Source organism: Thermanaeromonas toyohensis ToBE (assembly GCF_900176005.1).
Classification (GTDB): domain Bacteria; phylum Bacillota; class DSM-521; order Neomoorellales; family Neomoorellaceae; genus Thermanaeromonas; species Thermanaeromonas toyohensis.
On sequence record NZ_LT838272.1, the window covers coordinates 901,491 to 918,906 of the forward strand.

Here is a 17,416-nt window from a genome sequence, read left to right on the forward strand (position 1 = left end):
ACAGGAGGGACCTATGCCCCCCCACTATAAAGGATGTGGCTAAAAGGGCTAAAGTTGGGATATCTACTGTTTCTAGGGTATTAAATAATAGCGGTTATGTAAGTCCCAAGACGCGCGAGCGCGTACTTAAAGCTATAGAGGAGCTCAATTTTGAGCCCAATTACCTGGCTAAAAGCTTAAGCAGCGGGAAAACGCGCACCATAGCCTTAATTCTTCCTGATATAACCAACCCCTTCTTTCCCGCCATAGCCCGAGGGGTAGAGGATGCAGTCAAACGCAAGGAATACCATGTAATATTATGCAATACCGATGGGGATAGCCAGCAAGAGGCGCTTCATGCCAAGGCCTTGCGGGAAAAAGCAGTGGATGGCCTTATATTTACTGCCAGTAGCAAGAATAATAAGCATGTCCTGGAGCTGGTGGAAGTAGGTATCCCAGTAGTATTAATAGACCGGCGCGTAGAAGGGAATAACCTGGATGCAGTTTTAGTGGACAATGTGGCTGGGGCTTATGAGGCTACCAAATATCTAATCGGCTTGGGACATAAGTATATAGGATTTATCGCCGGGCCGGACGTTACCACAGCTTTAGAACGCCAAGAAGGTTATTGCCGGGCCTTAAAGGAAGCCGGCATAGAGGTGAAAGAAAAGCTAATCCAGCCAGGTAATTTCCGCTATGAGAGCGGTTATACCGGAGCTTTAAACCTTTTAGAATACGGCGTTACAGCTATCCTAGCGGCTAACGATCTTATGGCTTTAGGAGCTATGAGGGCTATTGAAGAAAAAGGTTTAAGGATACCCCAGGATATTGCTGTGGTGGGTTTTGATGATATCCCTTTAGCTTCCCTTGTAAAGCCGGCGTTAACTACTGTAAACCAGCCTGCTTACCAGATGGGAGCTTTAGCGGCGGAGATATTGCTTGAGCGGATTGAGGGGAAAAGAGCAGGTGAGCCCAAAGAGGTAATTCTTACCCCTTCGCTAGTAATACGGGAGTCTTGTGGAGGAAGAGGTAGATGGCAGACATAGTGGTTGTAGGAAGCCTCAATATTGATTTTGTGGTCAAAGTACCCCGTCGTCCCTTGCCGGGGGAAACCTTAACAGGTTATTCCTTTGAGGTAATTCCGGGCGGTAAAGGGGCCAACCAGGCGGTGGCAGCGAGCAAACTGAATGGGAAAGTCAGCATGGTGGGTCGCATCGGGGATGATGTGTTCTCCCAGGTATTACGTAATAGCCTGCTCCAAGCTGGAGTGGATATTAGAGGCGTAAAAGTGACCAAAGGCGTTAGCACCGGTACAGCCTTTATCACTGTAGATGAAACTGGAGAGAACACTATTATAGTCATTCCTGGAGCAAATAAGCTTTGCACACCATTAGATGTTGACGCGGTGGAGGAGATTATTTCTAAAGCTAAGGTTTTGCTCTTGCAATTAGAGATCCCGTTGGAGACCGTGTGTTATGCAGCTAGCATGGCGCACCGTTATGGAGCAACTGTAATTCTAGATCCAGCTCCTGCTCAAAGCTTGCCTCAAGAATTATACCAGCTAGTGGACATTATCACACCTAACGAGAGGGAGGCTGAAACCCTTACTGGGTACCAGGTCGAAAGCTTGGAGAAAGCGGAGTTAGCTGCTTTAGCTTTAATAGAGCGAGGGGTTAAAAAGGCTATCTTAAAGTTAGGTTCCCGGGGAGGGCTTCTTGTTACAGAGGAGGAGAGATTTTACGCACCCGCCTACCAGGTTAATGCCTTAGATACCACTGCTGCAGGAGATGCTTTTGCTGGCGGGTTGGCCGTAGCGTTGGCGGAGGGAAAGGATTTAAAGGAAGCTATAATTTTTGCCAATGCTGTAGGTGCCCTGGCGGTAACAAGGATAGGAGCCCAGACTTCTATGCCAGCTAGAGGGGAAGTAGAGGAATTTATAACTACTGCAGTAATAAAAGCGGGGTGATATTTTACAAAATGAAAAAAACTAGCTTATTAAATCAAGCGCTTTCCGAGGTTATCGCTAGCATGGGCCATACTGATATGCTGGTAGTGGCTGATAGCGGATTACCAGTGCCTAAGGGGGTCCGCCGCATTGACTTAGCCCTAACTAAAAATGTGCCGGGATTTATGGAAACTGTAAAAGTAGTGTTAGAAGAACTAGCTGTAGAGCGAGCTATTTTTGCCCTGGAGATGCGGCTTAAAAGCCCCGACCTTTATCAACAGCTAACTTCTTTATTGAAAGATAGAGACATAAGCTGGGAAGAAATTGCTCATGAAGAATTTAAAGCCCGCACAAGTTTAGCGGTAGCGGTGGTGAGGACAGGGGAATTTACCCCTTATGCCAATGTGATCTTGCAGGCAGGAGTGGTTTTCTAGGAGGATGCCTTAAATGCCGGAAGTAATTTTAAAGGTAGAAGATGTTAGCAAATCATTTCCCGGAGTTAGGGCTCTGGAAAAGGTAAGTCTAGTGGTTGAGCGGGGGGAAATTCATGCTCTGGTGGGGGAAAACGGAGCTGGTAAATCTACTTTGATTAAAATCTTAAGCGGTATTTACCAGCCTGATGAGGGGCGTATTTGGCTAGAGGGGAAGGAGATCGCTCTTAAGGATCCTCGCCAGGCCCAAAACTTAGGAATAGTTACTATCCATCAAGAGTTTAATCTAGTACCCCACTTGACAGTAGCAGAAAATATTTTCTTAGGCCATGAGCAAACGAGAACTTTTTTAGGCTTTATCCACTGGCAGGAGCTTAGGTCCCGAGCGACCACCCTTTTGGATCAATTAGGGGTCAAGATTAACCCTACTCGTTTAGTACAGCATTTGAGTGTTGCGGAGCAGCAGATGGTAGAAATAGCAAAAGCCCTTTCTCTACAGGCACGCATCCTAATAATGGATGAGCCGACCGCGACTTTGACAGGTGAGGAGTCCACTAAATTATTCAACATTATTAGAGCCATCAAAGAAAAAGGAGTTTCCATAATTTACGTGTCCCATCGGCTGGAAGAAATATTTGCAATATGTGATCGAATTACTATACTACGCGATGGGAAATGGATAGCTACGCGGGATATCAAGGATGTTACTCCCGAAGAAGTAATCAAGTTAATGGTGGGGCGGGATATTAAGGAGCGTTTTCCTCGGAGATTAGCACCTAAATTTAGCGGCCAAGTAGCGTTGGAAGTAAAAGGGCTTAATCGAAAAGGTAAATTACATGATATTAACTTGCGGGTCCGCTATGGGGAGATACTTGGCATAGCTGGACTAGTAGGGGCAGGCAGGACCGAGCTAGCCAGAGCTATTATGGGTCTTTACCCCAAGGATAGCGGGGAAATATTCTTGGACGGGAGGAAAGTTAATATAAGCTTCCCGTGGGAAGCTATAAGGCTGGGGCTGGCTTATGTTCCTGAAGATAGAAAAGGCCAGGGCCTTCTTTTAAACTCCAGCATAAAGGAGAATATTTCCCTTACCCAACTGGACCATATTTCCCGCTGGGGCTTCATTGATCGGAAAGCAGAGATTAAGGCCTGTGAAGAAGCCATGGTCAAATTCCGGATTAAGGGGAGGGACTGCCGGCAAAAAGTTAAAAACTTAAGCGGTGGTAATCAGCAGAAAGTGGTTTTGGCCAAATGGCTGGCTTCTAGGCCTAAAGTCCTTATTTTAGATGAACCTACCCGGGGAATAGATGTGGGCGCCAAGGCTGAGATTTATGAACTTATCCAAGCTCTAGCGGCTGAGGGCGTGGCTATTATCATGATCTCTTCTGACCTGCCAGAAATATTGGGTATGTCTGACCGCATTATCGTTGTCCATGAGGGAAGGGTGGTAGGCGAATTCCTGCGGGGAGAGGTGACGGAAGAGAAAATAATGGGTTGTGCTGTAGGAGGAAAGTTGATATGAGGTATAAGGCCGAAAACAGATTGGAACTTATATATTCTTTAGGTCCGTTTTTTAGTTTGTTAGGGCTGACGGTCATTCTTTCTTTGCTTTCTGATCGTTTCTTGACTGTTAATAATCTTTTTAACGTGGCCAGGCAAGTTTCCGTAGACAGCATAGTTGCTTGCGGTATGACTTTTGTAATCCTTACAGGGGGTATTGACCTTTCTGTAGGCTCTGTTTTGGCTTTAACTGGGAGCCTTGTGGCGGGGTTGATGACTCAAGGCTTCTCTATTTCCGTGGCTATAGCTACGGGTCTTATCTTAGGTATGGTCCTAGGATACTTCAACGGCTTGATAGTAACCCGAGGTAAGGTGGCCCCTTTTATTGCCACACTGGTCATGATGACCATGGCCCGGGGTTTGACCCTAGTTTACACCGACGGCCGCCCGATTACAGGCTTGCCCCGCGAATTTTTGCAGATAGGAGGTGGGTATTTAGGTCCTGTACCCCTCCCGGTCATCATCATGTTGAGCGTATTTCTGTTATCCCATATTGTGCTAACCCAAACCAAATTTGGCCGCTATGTGTATGCTATAGGTAGCAATGAAGAAGCCGCTAGATTTTCGGGAATTGATACCAGCCGGTACAAAAATCTAGTGTATTTAATAAGCGGAGCCCTCGCTGCCTTAAGCGGGATAATTTTAACCTCTCGCCTAAATTCGGCCCAGCCCACTGCAGGTTTGGGCCTAGAGCTCGATGCCATTGCCGCCGTTGTCTTAGGAGGGACAAGCTTAGCGGGAGGCCAGGGAGGGATCCCGGGGACTTTAATTGGAGCTCTAATAATAGGAATTCTTAATAACGGATTAAACTTGCTCAATGTATCTTCCTTTTATCAGCAAGTGGTTAAAGGAGCTGTAATCCTTTTAGCTGTATTGGGTGACCAAGGCAGAAAAAAAAGAGAGGGGTGATGCTGATGTTAGATTAACTTTTGCTTTAAAGCTTGCGATAATCTGACTACCCTAAAGCGGAATTTAAAAGGAGGTTAGAATTAAAAATGAAAAGGGCGAAATTCTTTACCTTGATAGTTGTTATTATTATGGCGACTCTAAGTTTGCTTGTGGGATGCGGCCAGAAGGCCCCTGAGCAAGCTAAAAAGGCGGAAACAGGAGGAGCTTCGAAGGCAACTATTGGGCTAGCTATTTCTACTCTAAACAATCCTTTCTTTGTCGATTTGAGGGACGGCGCCCAGCAGGCTGCTAGTCTTCTAGGGGTAGATCTAATCGTAGTTGATGGTCAGAACGATTCCTCCAAGCAGCTCTCTAGCGTGGAAGATTTGATTACCAAGAAGGTTAAAGTGTTGTTGATAAATCCTACGGACAGTAATGCTATAGTTCCCGCCATTGAGGCTGCCAACAAAGCTGGAATACCGGTTATAACGGTAGATAGGGCTGCAGCGGGAGGCCAGGTAGCTTCACATATTGCTTCGGATAATGTACAAGGCGGCAAGATGGCAGCTAAGTTTCTTATTGACAAGCTAGGTGGCAAGGGCCTAGTAGTAGAGCTAGAAGGTATCCCTGGCACTTCAGCGGCCCGCGATCGGGGTAAAGGATTTGAAGAAGAGATAAGCAAAGCTAAAGATATGAAGATTATAGCCAAGCAGACAGCCGACTTTGACCGGGCCAAAGGTATGCAGGTAATGGAGAATATTTTACAGGCTCAACCTAAAATAGATGCCGTATTTGCTCAGAATGACGAGATGGCTTTGGGTGCTATAGAAGCCATCAAAGGAGCCAAGCGGGAGAATATTATAGTGGTAGGCTTTGATGGTACCAAAGATGCTCTAGAGGCTATAAAAGCAGGAACTATGACGGCTACCATAGCCCAAAAACCTAAGGATATGGGCCGGATCGCTGTGGAAACAGCAGTGAAAATAATAAAAGGCGAGAAAGTAGAATCTTTTATCCCTGTGCCACTAGAGCTCATAACTAAAAAATAGGTAATAAGAACATTGGACCGGGGCTGTAATCCTGCCTTAATTCATTGGCAGGATTACAGCCTAAGAAGATGTGGTAAGAGATACAGGGTTTCATCTTTGCTAGATATACCTCAAGAAGGGTTCTAGCTTTCTCTATTGCTATCGGCCTTAAGCGTACGCTGTTAATGCTCCGGCATGGTTAGCCTTTTTATAAGCATCGTTCCATAGCTTCCCCGGGGTAAGCGGAAGGAAAGGCGGATCTTTTGTTTCCCCGGATATAGCTCATCAGCTTCCGGTGGATCCACTTTTAAGTCATGGGGGATGACAATGGCCTCCCGCGGGGTGGACTTGAAAAAAGCCTGCCTAAGCTTAGAGAGGTTAAAATGGCTGGGTTTTAATCCCTTCTCTTCTAGGATCCCTATAAATAATCGCTCACTCTGGGCGTCAGGGAACTCCATACGTTTAGCAGCTAAAGGAAGCTCTAAGCTTTTAAGATAAAGGAGAATGTTTGTGTCTAGGCGCCGGTAGAAGAGATAGGGCCCAGCCACCCCTGGCACGGCTGTCAAGTCAAGCCTTAGCTCTCTCAAGATCCTTCTTAGCAATTCGTTCCAAAGAAAACTCTGATAAGCCGCGAAAAATAAGGAGAGCTCTTCCCCGGGAATCATACGGAGGGCTTCTAAAAAGGCCTTAGGTTTTTGGGTAAGCAAAGAAAATATTTTCTTTTCCATAGCGGTTTTAGCATGAAGCAAACAAGCGTCCCAATCCCCCCAGTGTTGGCGAAAAAAGCGCTTCCGCTGCTTGGCCTCTCTCTTTTCTTCTTTATAGATGGCGGTAAGGTAGATCTCCAGGGCACCTTTGTAGTGCTTTTTAAGCAGCCTCTCGGCAAGGAAACCCCTTTCCCGGTCTAAACTACCAAAGCGCTGGTCATCAAAATAATTGGGATAGCCAAATTCCTTTACTTCATCAACTTGGTGGCTTAGGCGGGAGAGCTCTTCATTATCCAAGGCCCGCAAAGTTATAGTGAAAGCGTTACCTTTAATGAGGTCAGGGCCCATGGGGCGGTCCATATAGCCTATAGCTTTTAGAGAAAAATTTTTATCTACAGTTGTTAAATCAGCCGGATACTTAACACTTACATACTGGAAGGTATGGGCGTGCCTATCCTTTTTACCTCCATAGGAGAATAGGCGATAGGGGAGATTATACTTACGGGCAATTCTTAATAAAAGATCGACGGTATTCCATCCTTTCTTTTCTAAAAGGTATAACCGGTAAGGGCCTAAAGGCTTAAGGGGAAGATGGGCTAGCTCTTTTACTACAAAATCTTCAGGGATCACCTTGAGTTTCATTATTTGGTAAACCTTCCTTAAAAAGCTTCTTTTGGTACCCGCTCAATACCTAACCCACTACCATTATGGCGCTAAACCCCATTTCTTATCAATACCAATTACTTCATGTTATAATACGAGCCTTTTTAAAAAATGTTCTCCTTGAAGGAAGGGATAAATCTTTTTGTGTTGAATATTATCATAAAGTGGACCATAGTTTCATAATATAAACCATATAATATAAACCCAAAACATGAAACCGGAGGTAAGAGGCCCATGCAGAAGCTTAAAACCATGCAGCGTATTATTGACTGCGGTATTGTAGCCGTGGTGCGGGCGGAAGGGCCGGAACAGGCACTTAAAATTGCGGAGGCCATCAAGGCTGGGGGTGTGGAGGCCATCGAGATCGCCCTTACCGTCCCCGGCGCCATAGACGTTATCCGGGAACTTGCCCGGGCTTACCGTAATGGGGAGATACTCATTGGAGCTGGAACAGTCCTGGATGCCGAGACGGCGCGGGCAGCCATCCTTGCCGGAGCCGAATTTTTAGTTAGCCCCTGTTTGAACTTGGATATGATCAAGATGTGTAACCGTTACCAGAAGGTCAGCATGCCTGGGGCTATGTCCATAAAAGAAGTGGTGGAAGTGATGGAAGCGGGCGGCGATTTTGTAAAGTTATTCCCGGGGAGTGCTTTCGGTCCGGAAATGGTAAAGGCTATTAAAGGCCCTCTGCCTTATGCACCTTTGGTTCCTACTGGTGGGGTAAGCCTAGAAAATGTAGCCGAATGGATTAAGGCTGGATGCGAAGCAGTAGGCGTGGGCGGCGAGCTCACTAAAGGGGCTAAAACAGGCAATTATGAGCTGGTAACCGAAACGGCGAAAAAATTTGTGGAGGCCATTCGGGCTGCCCGTAAGTAAAAGAGAAGGAGGAACGTACTGGAGTTAGCGCGTAAAGAACTTAGGTAAAGAAAACTGGGGCTAAAAAGAACCTTAGGATTGCCCGAGAGCTAATCGAGGGTTAGGCGCTTGTAGAATTAATTTTTGAGGAGGAACTTTCCATGGCTAAAGTAGTAACCTTCGGCGAGATAATGCTTAGGCTTTCACCTCCAGGGTATTCCCGGCTGGTGCAGGCGGACCACCTAGAGGTCACCTACGGCGGCGGGGAAGCCAATGTAGCTGTATCTATTGCCAATTACGGTGGTGATGCAGCCTTTGTAACTAAGGTGCCTGCTAATCCCTTAGGCCAGGCAGCCATTAATCATCTGCGCCGTTTTGGAGTAGATACCCGCTATATTTTGCGGGGAGGTGAACGCCTGGGGATTTACTTCCTGGAGCATGGCGCTTCCCAGCGGCCCTCTAAAGTGGTGTATGATCGTAAGGGTTCCAGCATTTCTCAAGTACAACCCGGCGAATTTAATTGGGAGGAGATCTTCCAGGGAGCTAAATGGTTCCACTTCACTGGAATCACACCGGCCTTGGGGGATAATGTGGCCGCGGTGACTCTGGAAGCCGTGCAGGCGGCCAAGAAGCTGGGCCTTACGGTTAGCTGCGATCTTAACTACCGTAAGAACCTATGGTCGCCCGCCAAGGCTCAGGAGACTATGACTAAGCTAATACAATATGTAGACATTGCCATTGGCAATGAAGAGGATGCGGAGAAGGTTTTTGGAATTAAAGCCGCAGCCTCGGATGTGACTACAGGTCAGCTTAACGAAGAGGGGTACCGGCAGGTGGCTTTAGAGCTTGTCCGCAGGTTTAACTTGAAGATGGTGGCCATTACTTTAAGGGAGAGCTATTCGGCCTTTGATAACGGTTGGTCGGCCCTCCTTTACGATGGGAAAGAATTTTACCGCTCCCGACGCTACCAGATCCATATCGTGGACCGGGTAGGAGGCGGGGATGCCTTTGCTGGGGGGCTGATTTATGCCCTCATGGAAGGTTTCCACGTACGCGATGCTCTAGAATTTGCGGTAGCTGCTTCTTGTCTAAAGCACACCATACCTGGTGACTTTAACCATGTCACCCGGGAGGAAGTAATGACCCTTATGCAAGGTGATGCTTCTGGACGCGTCCAGAGGTAGGTTAAGGATCAAGTTGCCTCGATTATCAACTATTATCAATAATATTTTTCGGTTAATTAGTTCTACTAAATTAGAGAGTCCCTGGGGCTACTGTTATAATAGCTCCAGGGCTCTCTTTTTTGATATAGGTTTTAAAAGGAGATTTAAAGGGGTGATACAAGTGGGTGAAACAGGGAGCGTACAGGTGTTAGAGAGGGCTCTTAAAATCTTAGAAGCCTTAGCCCGGGAACGGGAAGGACTGGGCCTTAATGAACTTGCCCGGAGGGTAGGGTTGCATAAGAGTACAACTTACCGACTGCTGCAGACGTTAAAAGAATATGGGTATGTGGATCAGGATAATACTTACGGACACAAGAAGTATACGTTAGGATTTAAAATACTGGAGCTAAGCGGAAGCCTTCTAGAGGGCCTTGATGTGCGCAAAGTTGCCCGGCCCTATCTTGAGCAACTGGCTGCCCAGACCCAGGAGGTGGCTCACCTGGTAATTCCCGACGGGGATGAAGCCGTCTATGTAGATAAGGTCGAAGGTAACCGTACTATACGCATGTACTCCCAGATCGGACGGAGGGTACCGCTCCATTCTACAGCTGTGGGTAAGGCCATCCTGGCTTGTCTTCCTTGGCCGGAGGTGGAGAGCCTTTTAAGCAATAAGGGGCTACCCCGGTTTACTTCCCGTACCATCGTTGACTGGAGCACACTAGCAGAGCACTTAGAACAGGTACGCAAGCAGGGTTATGCTGTGGATGATGGAGAAAATGAGGAAGGTATCCGCTGCGTAGGTGCTGCTATTTTAGATCATCGGGGTAGGGTAATAGCAGCCTTAAGCCTTTCAGGTTCGGAAGTTCATATGACTTGGGAAAGGATTCCAGAGCTAGGTAGCCTGGTACGCGAGGCGGCTAAAGAAATTTCTCGCCGGATGGGATTTCAGAGGAATGCTAGCAGGGATTTTTGATCTACCTGGCGAACCATATTTTATGTTAACTTTTTTCTGGGCACAGTTTGAAAGCTGTGAGGGGAGAGAAGAAGAATGCGACGTCTCGGACTTCTGTCTGGCAAGAAAATTTTGCCCATTGTGTTAGCCCTACTTTTTATCTTTGGACCAGCTGCTGAAGGAGCGGTATATTATAGTCCGGTAGGGTATTATACCCAGCGCTTGTTTGTTTCCTGGCCAGGGTGGCTTTACCGCTTTAAGCTGGTAACGCAACCTGTTTCCCAGCACTGGCCAGTACCGTCTACCCCTCAATCTCAGCCTACCACAGTACCTTCTGCTCAGTTTCAGCCTATTCCGGCCCCTAAACCTAGCCTTATTCCCGCGCCAAAGCCTACACCTACTACTCCTTTGTCTGGGAGTGCTTCTTACCAGTTAAGTCTTTATGAGCAACGGGTAGTAGAATTGGTAAATGCTGAGCGGCTTAAAGCTGGCCTTACGCCTCTACAAGTAGACCTTGATCTTTCCCGGGTAGCCCGGCTTAAGGCTGAAGATATGCGGGATAAGAACTACTTTAGCCATAATTCCCCTACCTATGGTTCCTTTATAGAGATGCTACGCCGTTTCGGGATACCTTACCGGACGGCTGGAGAAAACATCGCTGCTGGCTACCGTAGTCCGGAGGCGGTAGTAGCGGCTTGGATGGCCAGCCCAGGCCATAAAAGCAACATTCTTAATCCAACCTTTACCAGACTCGGGGTAGGCTATGCGAGCGGCGGAAGTTATGGCCATTATTGGGTACAACTGTTTATAGGGCGCTAAAGATTTTGGCTCCGGGTGCGGCTAGAGGCGCGCCTTTTTCTTTTTATGGGAGCTATGAACTTTCTTGCTCATAGCAGGAAAGTAAAGGGGTTATGGCGAATTGACAGCGAGGGGCAGGAGAAGGCCGGGCTGACATGGTAAAAAACTTGAGCCGGCGGTGGTGAAGGTGGCAGTATATGGCAGTATACAGGCTCAATGTTTACGGCGAGATGTGCCCACTGCCCATTATACGTACCAAATTACGGCTTAAAGGTTTGGCCCAGGGTGATATCCTTATTGTGGAAAGCGACCATAGTTGCACAACCCAAGCCCTGGTGGATGTGGTAAGGAAGATGGGGCACCGCACCCAGGTTCGGGTAGTAGGAAACGGCCTCTGGGAGATCCATATTGAAAAAAGCTCATGACGCTAGCAGAAAGCTTTAGGGTTCGACAAGATGAAGCGGCAAAACCGTTTTTGAAGATTGTTCATGGGTTTTCCCCGGTGGTAGACAATGTTGAAGGTGGTGCGGAAGGAGATACCTTCCACCTTAAGAGCTTTTAAAGTACCGCTTCCCAGCTCGGCCTTGACGGTAAGCCGGGAAAGGAGAGAAACCCCGTGACCGGCGGCTACGGCCGACTTTATAGCATCATTACTGTTGAGTTCCAGGACTACGTTCAAATCTTTAAGGGAAAGACCTTGTTCTTGTAGAGCCCTGGCAATAGTTTGGCGCGTCCCGGAACCTTCTTCCCGGATGATTAAGGGAAGAGTACGTAGCTCCTTAAGGGTAACTGTATCCGGGCCCTGCCAGCTGGGATTAACGATGAGCAGCAATTCATCCTCGGCCACGCCCCTGGTTACCAGCCCGGGTACCTCTACTGGTCCCTCGATTAGACCCAGGTCGATGCTCCTTTCCAGGAGCCGCTGGATGGTTTCTTCACGGTTGGCCACCAGGAGGCGGATGTTAGCTCCCGGGTATTTCTCTTTAAAGGTGTAAATGGTGCAGGGGAGGGCGTAACTCCCGATGCTGCTACTGGCTCCCACAATTAAGTGCTCATGTCCGCTCTTCCAGCTTTCTATATCGCGCTTCATGTTCTCTACTAGCTTTAGGAGGGTTTGACCATACTCATAGACTATTTCCCCTACTTCAGTGAGTTCTACACCTTTATTGGTCCGGGTAAGGAGCTCTGCGTCCAGGTTATTTTCTAGAAGCTGGATTTGATAGCTTAAGGAAGATTGGGAGATATGAAGGATACGAGCGGCTTCGGAGATAGACTTTACCTGGGCTACCGTGCAGAAGGCTTGGATATGGGCCAGATTCATCAGTTTCCCTCCTCGCTTTTAAGCGGAGGTGCTTAGCTATCCTTTTTCTACATATACTGAGCTTAATCCTGCTGAGGTGGTAGGAGTGCCGGCCGGGGTGAAGTCTCAACTACCCCAGGCTCTAATCTTTTTAGCTTTAGCCTTAGGGTTAACCGCCTGGTTGAGAAGCCAGGATATTTTGCTAGCCGGGACCTGGCTGTTCGGCTTAAGCTTAGGTTACGTCCTGCAGAGGAGCCGTTTCTGTTTTGTGGCTTGTTTCCGGGACCCTTGGATCACGGGGAACACTTCCTTAAGCCGGGCCCTGGTGCTCTCCCTTATGATTGCTACCCTGGCCTTTGCTTTGGCCTCCCTGTATTTAGACCGTCCGGGCGAGGTGTACCCGGTCGGGTGGCATATGCTGCTGGGAGGGTTTATTTTTGGAATAGGTATGGTATTGGCCGGAGGTTGCGCTACCGGAACCTTAACTCGGGCGGGCGAAGGCCATGTGCTCCAATGGCTGGTTTTAATAGCCTTCATTCTTGGTTCCCTATGGGGGGCCCATGATTTTGGATGGTGGCATAAGGTTTTTATTAAGGAGGCGCCCCTCATCTTTTTCCCGGACTGGGCGGGTTGGTTCTGGGCCCTCTTTTTACAGATAGTTTTTTTGGGCGGGATTTACTTAGGGCTACTTCGCCTAGAAAGAAGGGCTTTCCCAGGCACCCTCAGTACTTCCTCTATTCAAATAAAAGGTCTCGAAGAGGTAAGTAAACAACCCTTCTGGTCCCGCGCCTGGCCTTATTGGGTAGGAGGGGTGCTAATAGCTTTGCTAGATGCTGGACTTTTGGTGTTTAGGGGTAGCCCCTGGGGTATAACCACTGCCTTTACTTATTGGGGAGCAAAGATCTACCGTCTGCTGGGTGGAGCTCCAGAATCCTGGTATTATTTTATGCTGCCTGAGAATGCCCTGGCGTTAAAAACGCCTTTTTTTCGTGAGCCCCGGACTATTTTAAATCTAGGTATAATAGCTGGTTCCCTTCTTTCGGCCCTGTTCGCTTCGGAATTCCGGGCGCGCTTTCCCAGAAGTTTCCAGGGAGCAACCTGGTCCTTGGCCGGAGGCCTCCTTATGGGGTATGGTGCCCGGGTAGGTATGGGATGCAACATAGGTAGCTTTTTCAATGGGATAGCTTCGTTATCCTTGCATGGATTTGTATTTGGATTAGGGTTAGTATTAGGTGCTTATCTAGGCATCCATCTTCTGCTACGCTTTCTAGTGGGGGACCTATCGAAAGCTTGAAAGGCTATCGAAATCCTCGATAGAAAAATGGCTGGGAGCACTGGCTTCAAGATAAGAAAAATCAAGGGATTAAGGGAAGCTGGAAGGGCTTCCCTTCTTTGTTTAACGCCTATTTGAGGCGAGAGGAATAAAGGGGTCCTACAGCTAACTTAATTTGTGAAAGTTAAAGCTTATAGTAACATCCTTCTAAATGGAAGGGAAGTAAATAAAGTAAGAACATTAACGAATATCAATGTCAGTTTATCAGCTTAGTGTTCGATTACTCTTTGGCCTTTAAGATTTAGACTTCAGGGCGAGGTGGGATTAATGTTAGCCGCCAAAATTTCCCGGCGTACTTTCCTTAAAGCTTCGGCTGCGGCAGGAGCCCTGGCTACGCTGGGTAGTGGATTTACAGTGCTTCCCAAGGTAAGACCAGTAGAGGCAGCTACTGAGGAAAAGGTGGTTCCCAGTATATGCGAAATGTGCGGTGTAAAGTGCGGCATTTTGGTGCGGGTCAGGGAGGGCAGGGTAGTAAAGATCGAGGGCAACCCTAAAGATCCCCAGGCCAATGGCCGCCTATGTGCCCGGGGTAACGCGGGGATGAAAACTCTCTACGATCCTGACCGTTTAAAAAGCCCCCTTAAGCGGACGGGCGAGGGACAGTTCCAACCTATTACCTGGGAGGAAGCCTTTAAAGAGATCGGCGAGAAACTTAAGGAGTTAAGACACCGTTATGGTCCCCAGTCCTTGGTTTGGCTGGCCCATCCAGAGCTTATCGCTCCATGGGAAAAACATTTTATGGCCGCCTTCGGTTCGCCCAATTACACCGGTCATGCGCCGACATGTTACAGCAGCCGCAATGTAGCCTTTGAACAGATGTACGGCGGGGTACCGGGCACCGACTATGCCAATGTGCGGTATTACATTGCTTTAGGCCGGAACCTTACCGGAGGTATCAAAAACCCGGATATTCAGAAGATCGTAGCGGCCAAGGAGAAGGGTGCTAAGCTGGTGGCCGTAGATCCCCGTCTTAGCGAATTCGCCTTCTTTGCTGATGAATGGATACCCATCCGGCCAGGGACGGATTTGGCCCTCATCTTGGCCATGATCCATGTCATCATTAACGAAAACCTTTATGATGCTGCTTTTGTAGCTGAGCGCACTGTTGGTTTCGAGGAACTCAAGGCAGGTGTTACCACCTATACTCCGGAATGGGCCGCCCAGATCACCGGGATCGAGGCTTCTACCATTACCCGCCTGGCCAGGGAGCTTGCGGCGGCTAAACCGGCAGCAGTGGTGGATCCTGGTTGGCACGCGGTGACCGGATCTCAATACTTTAATAGCCTACAGACGGCTCGGGCGGTGGCAGCCCTCAACGCTCTCTTAGGGAACTTGGGTGCCAAGGGGGGCCTTACCTTCCCGCCCAAGATTAAGTTGGGGGATCCTTCGCCCCTTATGGGACCTAAACCGCAAGCTATTAATGCTCCTCGCTGGGACGGGGCCGGGGCAGGCAAATGGGCTCTCATTAAAGCCCACGGTATGATTCAGCTTTTCCCCCAGCGGGTAAAGGAAAACGATCCTTACCCCATTAAGGCCGTGATCATAAACCACCTCAACCCTGTGCGTTCCTGTCCCGATTCCCAAGCCTTTATTGAGGCCTTAAAGAAGCTGGAACTGGTGGTAGCCATTGATATTCAGATGAACGATACAGCTTACTACGCCCATTACATTTTACCCGAGTCCACTTACCTGGAGCGCTACGATCCCATAATGACTGTGGGCAATAAAGTTATCTTGCGCCAGCCAGCAGTGCCGCCCCTTTTCGACACTAAAGGAGGAGAAGAAATAATTGCTGGCCTGGCGGAGGCTTGCGGCCTCGGTGAATATTTCCGGTTTACGCTAGAGCATTACAATAATGCCCTCCTCGCTCCCTTGGGGCTTACCCAAGAGAAGCTGGCTCAGGAGGGGGTAGCTGAGGTGCTAGCTGAAAAACCAGACTACACCAAACTTAACACTCCTTCCGGGAAAATTGAACTAGCTTGTCCGGCCTTCGTGAAGGTAGGTAGCACTTTGACCCCGGCTTGGGAGCCGCCTAAGGTGCAACCTAAGGAGGACAATTTCCGCTTTATCCAGGGCCACGTTCCTGTGCACACCCATACCACTACGGATAACAACGCTTACCTTATGGCCCTGATGCCGGAGAACGAGCTGTGGATCCATCCCAGCCGGGCCGCAAAGCTGGGTATTAAGTCGGGGGATATGGTGGAAGTCGCTTCTGAGGTGGGTAAAGTTAGGGTTAAAGCCCGGGTCACGGAAGGTATCCATCCCGAGGCCGTCTTCCTCGCCCACGGGTTTGGCTGCCTTGTCCCTGTAAAAAGGCTGGCCTACAATCGGGGAGCCAACGACAGCATGCTCATTCCCATTATGGCTGCTCCTATATCAGGAGCAGCTGCCCAGTGTGAAACCTTGGTTACTGTACGAAAGGTGGGATAAAATATGGCTCGCCTAGGGATGCTCATCGATCTCAATCGCTGCGTGGGGTGCCACGGGTGTTCGGTGGCCTGCCAGGCAGAGTGGGAACTTTTGCCCGAGCAGCACTTCACCCGGGTGCATCGGTATGAAGTGGGAAGTTTTCCTAAAGTGCGGGGAGGGGTGGTCCTCACCCAGTGCATGCATTGTGATGATCCCCCCTGCTCTAAGGTTTGCCCTACAGGGGCCACCCAGAAGCGGCCGGACGGCCTGGTGATAGTGGACGAAAAGAAATGTATCGGTTGCCGCTACTGCGAGTCTGCCTGCCCTTATGGTGCCCGAAGTTTTAACAGAGAGCGGAGCATAGTCCAGAAATGTTACTTTTGCTACCACCGGACAGACAAGGGGAAAAAGCCTGCCTGTGTGGAAACTTGCATGGCCGGCGCCAGGTTCTTCGGGGATTTGGAGGATCCAGGAAGCGAAATCAATAAGCTTATCAGAGCCAGGAAGGCTATAAGGATAGCTGGTACAGGTTTAGCCTACGTACCGCCTCGCAACTGGCCGATGGACCGTTCCCTCCTTCCCCCAGACTTTAAAGAGCCCGGTACTGTACGGGTCTGGCAGGACCTGGTTCGGCCGGCAGGGAAGGCAGCCATGGGTCTGGCGGCAGCCGCTGTGGTGACCAGCTTATTGATAAATACCTTTAACAAGGGAGGCGGCCATCGTGCAGGAAAAGAGGATTGAGCGCTTTAACCTGGCTGAGCGTCTGGGACACTGGAGCCATGGTATTACCTTTGTGGTGCTCTTGGTGACAGGGTCGGCACTAGTATTCCGGGGCTTTAGCACCCTTCTGGGGCCGGAAGGCCTTAAGGTAACCCGTACTTTGCATCATTTCTTCGCTTATCCCTTTACATTTTTGACCGTGCTCATTCTGCTCATAGGAACGCCGCGGAGTGTATACCAATGGCTTAAGGAGTGTTTTACCTGGAGTAGGGAAGATTGGCAGTTCTTACGGCTATTCCCCCGTCAATTTTTCGGTTTACCGGCCAAAATGCCGGAGCAGGGCAAGTTCAACGCTGGAGAAAAGCTAAATTCCCTCTTGACCATCTTCGGCTCCCTATGGATGATGGGTACCGGCTGGATACTCCTCTTCCGCGATCGTTTCGATGCCCAAGTAGTAGCTTGGGCCCATCCCCTGCATTCCGCTGGAGCTCTCTTGATGGGCGCTGTGCTTGTAGGCCATGTTTACCTGGCCCTCTGCCATCCCGAATGCCGCGAAGCCATAAAGGGTATGATTTGGGGCTCGGTCTCGGAAACCTTTGCTCGGGAGCACCACTTACGTTGGTACCGGGAGCTTAAGGAACGAGCTAAGGCAACTAGTAGTGAAAAGCGAGTGGCATAAGCA

At 49.0% G+C, this 17,416-nt stretch carries 17 protein-coding genes; 15 read left to right on the forward strand and 2 right to left on the reverse strand.

All coding sequences use genetic code 11. The annotated features are described in order from the left end of the window. Positions 1 to 35: 35 nt before the first annotated feature. From B9A14_RS04380 to rbsB, 6 genes are all read left to right on the forward strand, one after another. Positions 36 to 1,025, forward strand: coding sequence for a LacI family DNA-binding transcriptional regulator (locus tag B9A14_RS04380; protein ID WP_231967909.1), 990 nt, complete (start codon positions 36 to 38; stop codon positions 1,023 to 1,025). Continuing rightward, the gene (gene rbsK, locus B9A14_RS04385) at positions 1,013 to 1,945 is read left to right on the forward strand and encodes a ribokinase (RefSeq protein ID WP_084664352.1); all 933 of its coding nucleotides are present in this window, start codon (positions 1,013 to 1,015) and stop codon (positions 1,943 to 1,945) included. The genes B9A14_RS04380 and rbsK overlap by 13 nt, the downstream gene beginning before the upstream one ends. Positions 1,946 to 1,956: 11 nt before the next feature. Continuing rightward, positions 1,957 to 2,358, forward strand: a complete 402-nt coding sequence (gene rbsD / locus B9A14_RS04390) for a D-ribose pyranase (RefSeq protein WP_084664353.1) — start codon at positions 1,957 to 1,959, stop codon at positions 2,356 to 2,358. 13 nt (positions 2,359 to 2,371) lie between these two features. Next, positions 2,372 to 3,877, forward strand: coding sequence for a sugar ABC transporter ATP-binding protein (locus tag B9A14_RS04395; protein WP_084664354.1), 1,506 nt, complete (start codon positions 2,372 to 2,374; stop codon positions 3,875 to 3,877). After that, entirely contained in the window at positions 3,874 to 4,824 is a 951-nt protein-coding gene (locus tag B9A14_RS04400) for an ABC transporter permease (protein WP_084664355.1), read from the forward strand. The genes B9A14_RS04395 and B9A14_RS04400 overlap by 4 nt, the downstream gene beginning before the upstream one ends. Positions 4,825 to 4,910: 86 nt before the next feature. Further along, on the forward strand, positions 4,911 to 5,852 hold the full coding sequence (gene rbsB / locus B9A14_RS04405; RefSeq protein WP_084664356.1) for a ribose ABC transporter substrate-binding protein RbsB: 942 nt from the start codon (positions 4,911 to 4,913) through the stop codon (positions 5,850 to 5,852). A 161-nt stretch (positions 5,853 to 6,013) separates the two neighbouring features. Here rbsB and truD read toward each other — a convergent pair whose 3' ends face one another. Then, entirely contained in the window at positions 6,014 to 7,180 is a 1,167-nt protein-coding gene (gene truD, locus B9A14_RS04410; protein ID WP_084664357.1) for a tRNA pseudouridine(13) synthase TruD, read from the reverse strand. A 255-nt stretch (positions 7,181 to 7,435) separates the two neighbouring features. On the opposite strand from truD, the gene B9A14_RS04415 reads away from it, so the two are divergent. From B9A14_RS04415 to B9A14_RS04435, 5 genes are all read left to right on the forward strand, one after another. Beyond that, on the forward strand, positions 7,436 to 8,077 hold the full coding sequence (locus B9A14_RS04415; RefSeq protein WP_084664358.1) for a bifunctional 4-hydroxy-2-oxoglutarate aldolase/2-dehydro-3-deoxy-phosphogluconate aldolase: 642 nt from the start codon (positions 7,436 to 7,438) through the stop codon (positions 8,075 to 8,077). A gap of 140 nt (positions 8,078 to 8,217) precedes the next feature. Then, complete coding sequence (locus B9A14_RS04420; RefSeq protein WP_084664359.1) at positions 8,218 to 9,240, forward strand: sugar kinase; 1,023 nt, start codon at positions 8,218 to 8,220, stop codon at positions 9,238 to 9,240. 151 nt (positions 9,241 to 9,391) lie between these two features. After that, on the forward strand, positions 9,392 to 10,192 hold the full coding sequence (locus B9A14_RS04425) for an IclR family transcriptional regulator (RefSeq protein WP_231967911.1): 801 nt from the start codon (positions 9,392 to 9,394) through the stop codon (positions 10,190 to 10,192). A 75-nt stretch (positions 10,193 to 10,267) separates the two neighbouring features. Then, positions 10,268 to 10,990 carry a CAP domain-containing protein gene (locus B9A14_RS04430; RefSeq protein ID WP_084664362.1) on the forward strand — a complete coding sequence of 241 codons (723 nt, stop codon included), beginning with the start codon at positions 10,268 to 10,270 and terminating at the stop codon, positions 10,988 to 10,990. A 176-nt stretch (positions 10,991 to 11,166) separates the two neighbouring features. Next, positions 11,167 to 11,394: a sulfurtransferase TusA family protein gene (locus B9A14_RS04435; RefSeq protein WP_084664363.1), complete on the forward strand. Its 228-nt coding sequence runs from the start codon at positions 11,167 to 11,169 to the stop codon at positions 11,392 to 11,394. Between the two features lie 2 nt (positions 11,395 to 11,396). Here the strand turns inward: B9A14_RS04435 and B9A14_RS04440 are convergent, their stop codons facing one another. Next, entirely contained in the window at positions 11,397 to 12,290 is an 894-nt protein-coding gene (locus B9A14_RS04440) for a LysR family transcriptional regulator (protein WP_084664364.1), read from the reverse strand. A 28-nt stretch (positions 12,291 to 12,318) separates the two neighbouring features. On the opposite strand from B9A14_RS04440, the gene B9A14_RS04445 reads away from it, so the two are divergent. The 4 genes from B9A14_RS04445 to B9A14_RS04460 all read left to right on the forward strand — a co-directional run bounded on the left by B9A14_RS04445 (position 12,319) and on the right by B9A14_RS04460 (position 17,413). Next, positions 12,319 to 13,563: a YeeE/YedE family protein gene (locus B9A14_RS04445; protein ID WP_084664365.1), complete on the forward strand. Its 1,245-nt coding sequence runs from the start codon at positions 12,319 to 12,321 to the stop codon at positions 13,561 to 13,563. 306 nt (positions 13,564 to 13,869) lie between these two features. After that, entirely contained in the window at positions 13,870 to 16,035 is a 2,166-nt protein-coding gene (locus tag B9A14_RS04450) for a molybdopterin-containing oxidoreductase family protein (RefSeq protein WP_084664366.1), read from the forward strand. Positions 16,036 to 16,038: 3 nt separating this feature from the next. Further along, the gene (locus tag B9A14_RS04455; RefSeq protein WP_084664368.1) at positions 16,039 to 16,755 is read left to right on the forward strand and encodes a 4Fe-4S dicluster domain-containing protein; all 717 of its coding nucleotides are present in this window, start codon (positions 16,039 to 16,041) and stop codon (positions 16,753 to 16,755) included. Beyond that, the gene (locus B9A14_RS04460) at positions 16,736 to 17,413 is read left to right on the forward strand and encodes a formate dehydrogenase subunit gamma (protein ID WP_084664370.1); all 678 of its coding nucleotides are present in this window, start codon (positions 16,736 to 16,738) and stop codon (positions 17,411 to 17,413) included. The genes B9A14_RS04455 and B9A14_RS04460 overlap by 20 nt, the downstream gene beginning before the upstream one ends. Positions 17,414 to 17,416: the final 3 nt, after the last annotated feature.

Excerpts from the sequence above, each read along its gene's own strand:
- truD (WP_084664357.1), bottom strand. The coding sequence starts at position 7,180 with ATGAAACTCAAGGTGATCCCTGAAGATTTTGTAGTAAAAGAGCTAGCC.
- B9A14_RS04420 (WP_084664359.1), top strand. The coding sequence starts at position 8,218 with ATGGCTAAAGTAGTAACCTTCGGCGAGATAATGCTTAGGCTTTCACCT.
- B9A14_RS04455 (WP_084664368.1), top strand. The coding sequence starts at position 16,039 with ATGGCTCGCCTAGGGATGCTCATCGATCTCAATCGCTGCGTGGGGTGC.
- B9A14_RS04400 (WP_084664355.1), top strand. The coding sequence starts at position 3,874 with ATGAGGTATAAGGCCGAAAACAGATTGGAACTTATATATTCTTTAGGT.
- rbsB (WP_084664356.1), top strand. The coding sequence starts at position 4,911 with ATGAAAAGGGCGAAATTCTTTACCTTGATAGTTGTTATTATTATGGCG.
- B9A14_RS04450 (WP_084664366.1), top strand. The coding sequence starts at position 13,870 with ATGTTAGCCGCCAAAATTTCCCGGCGTACTTTCCTTAAAGCTTCGGCT.
- B9A14_RS04440 (WP_084664364.1), bottom strand. The coding sequence starts at position 12,290 with ATGAATCTGGCCCATATCCAAGCCTTCTGCACGGTAGCCCAGGTAAAG.
- rbsD (WP_084664353.1), top strand. The coding sequence starts at position 1,957 with ATGAAAAAAACTAGCTTATTAAATCAAGCGCTTTCCGAGGTTATCGCT.
- B9A14_RS04395 (WP_084664354.1), top strand. The coding sequence starts at position 2,372 with ATGCCGGAAGTAATTTTAAAGGTAGAAGATGTTAGCAAATCATTTCCC.
- B9A14_RS04430 (WP_084664362.1), top strand. The coding sequence starts at position 10,268 with ATGCGACGTCTCGGACTTCTGTCTGGCAAGAAAATTTTGCCCATTGTG.
- B9A14_RS04415 (WP_084664358.1), top strand. The coding sequence starts at position 7,436 with ATGCAGAAGCTTAAAACCATGCAGCGTATTATTGACTGCGGTATTGTA.
- B9A14_RS04435 (WP_084664363.1), top strand. The coding sequence starts at position 11,167 with ATGGCAGTATACAGGCTCAATGTTTACGGCGAGATGTGCCCACTGCCC.
- rbsK (WP_084664352.1), top strand. The coding sequence starts at position 1,013 with ATGGCAGACATAGTGGTTGTAGGAAGCCTCAATATTGATTTTGTGGTC.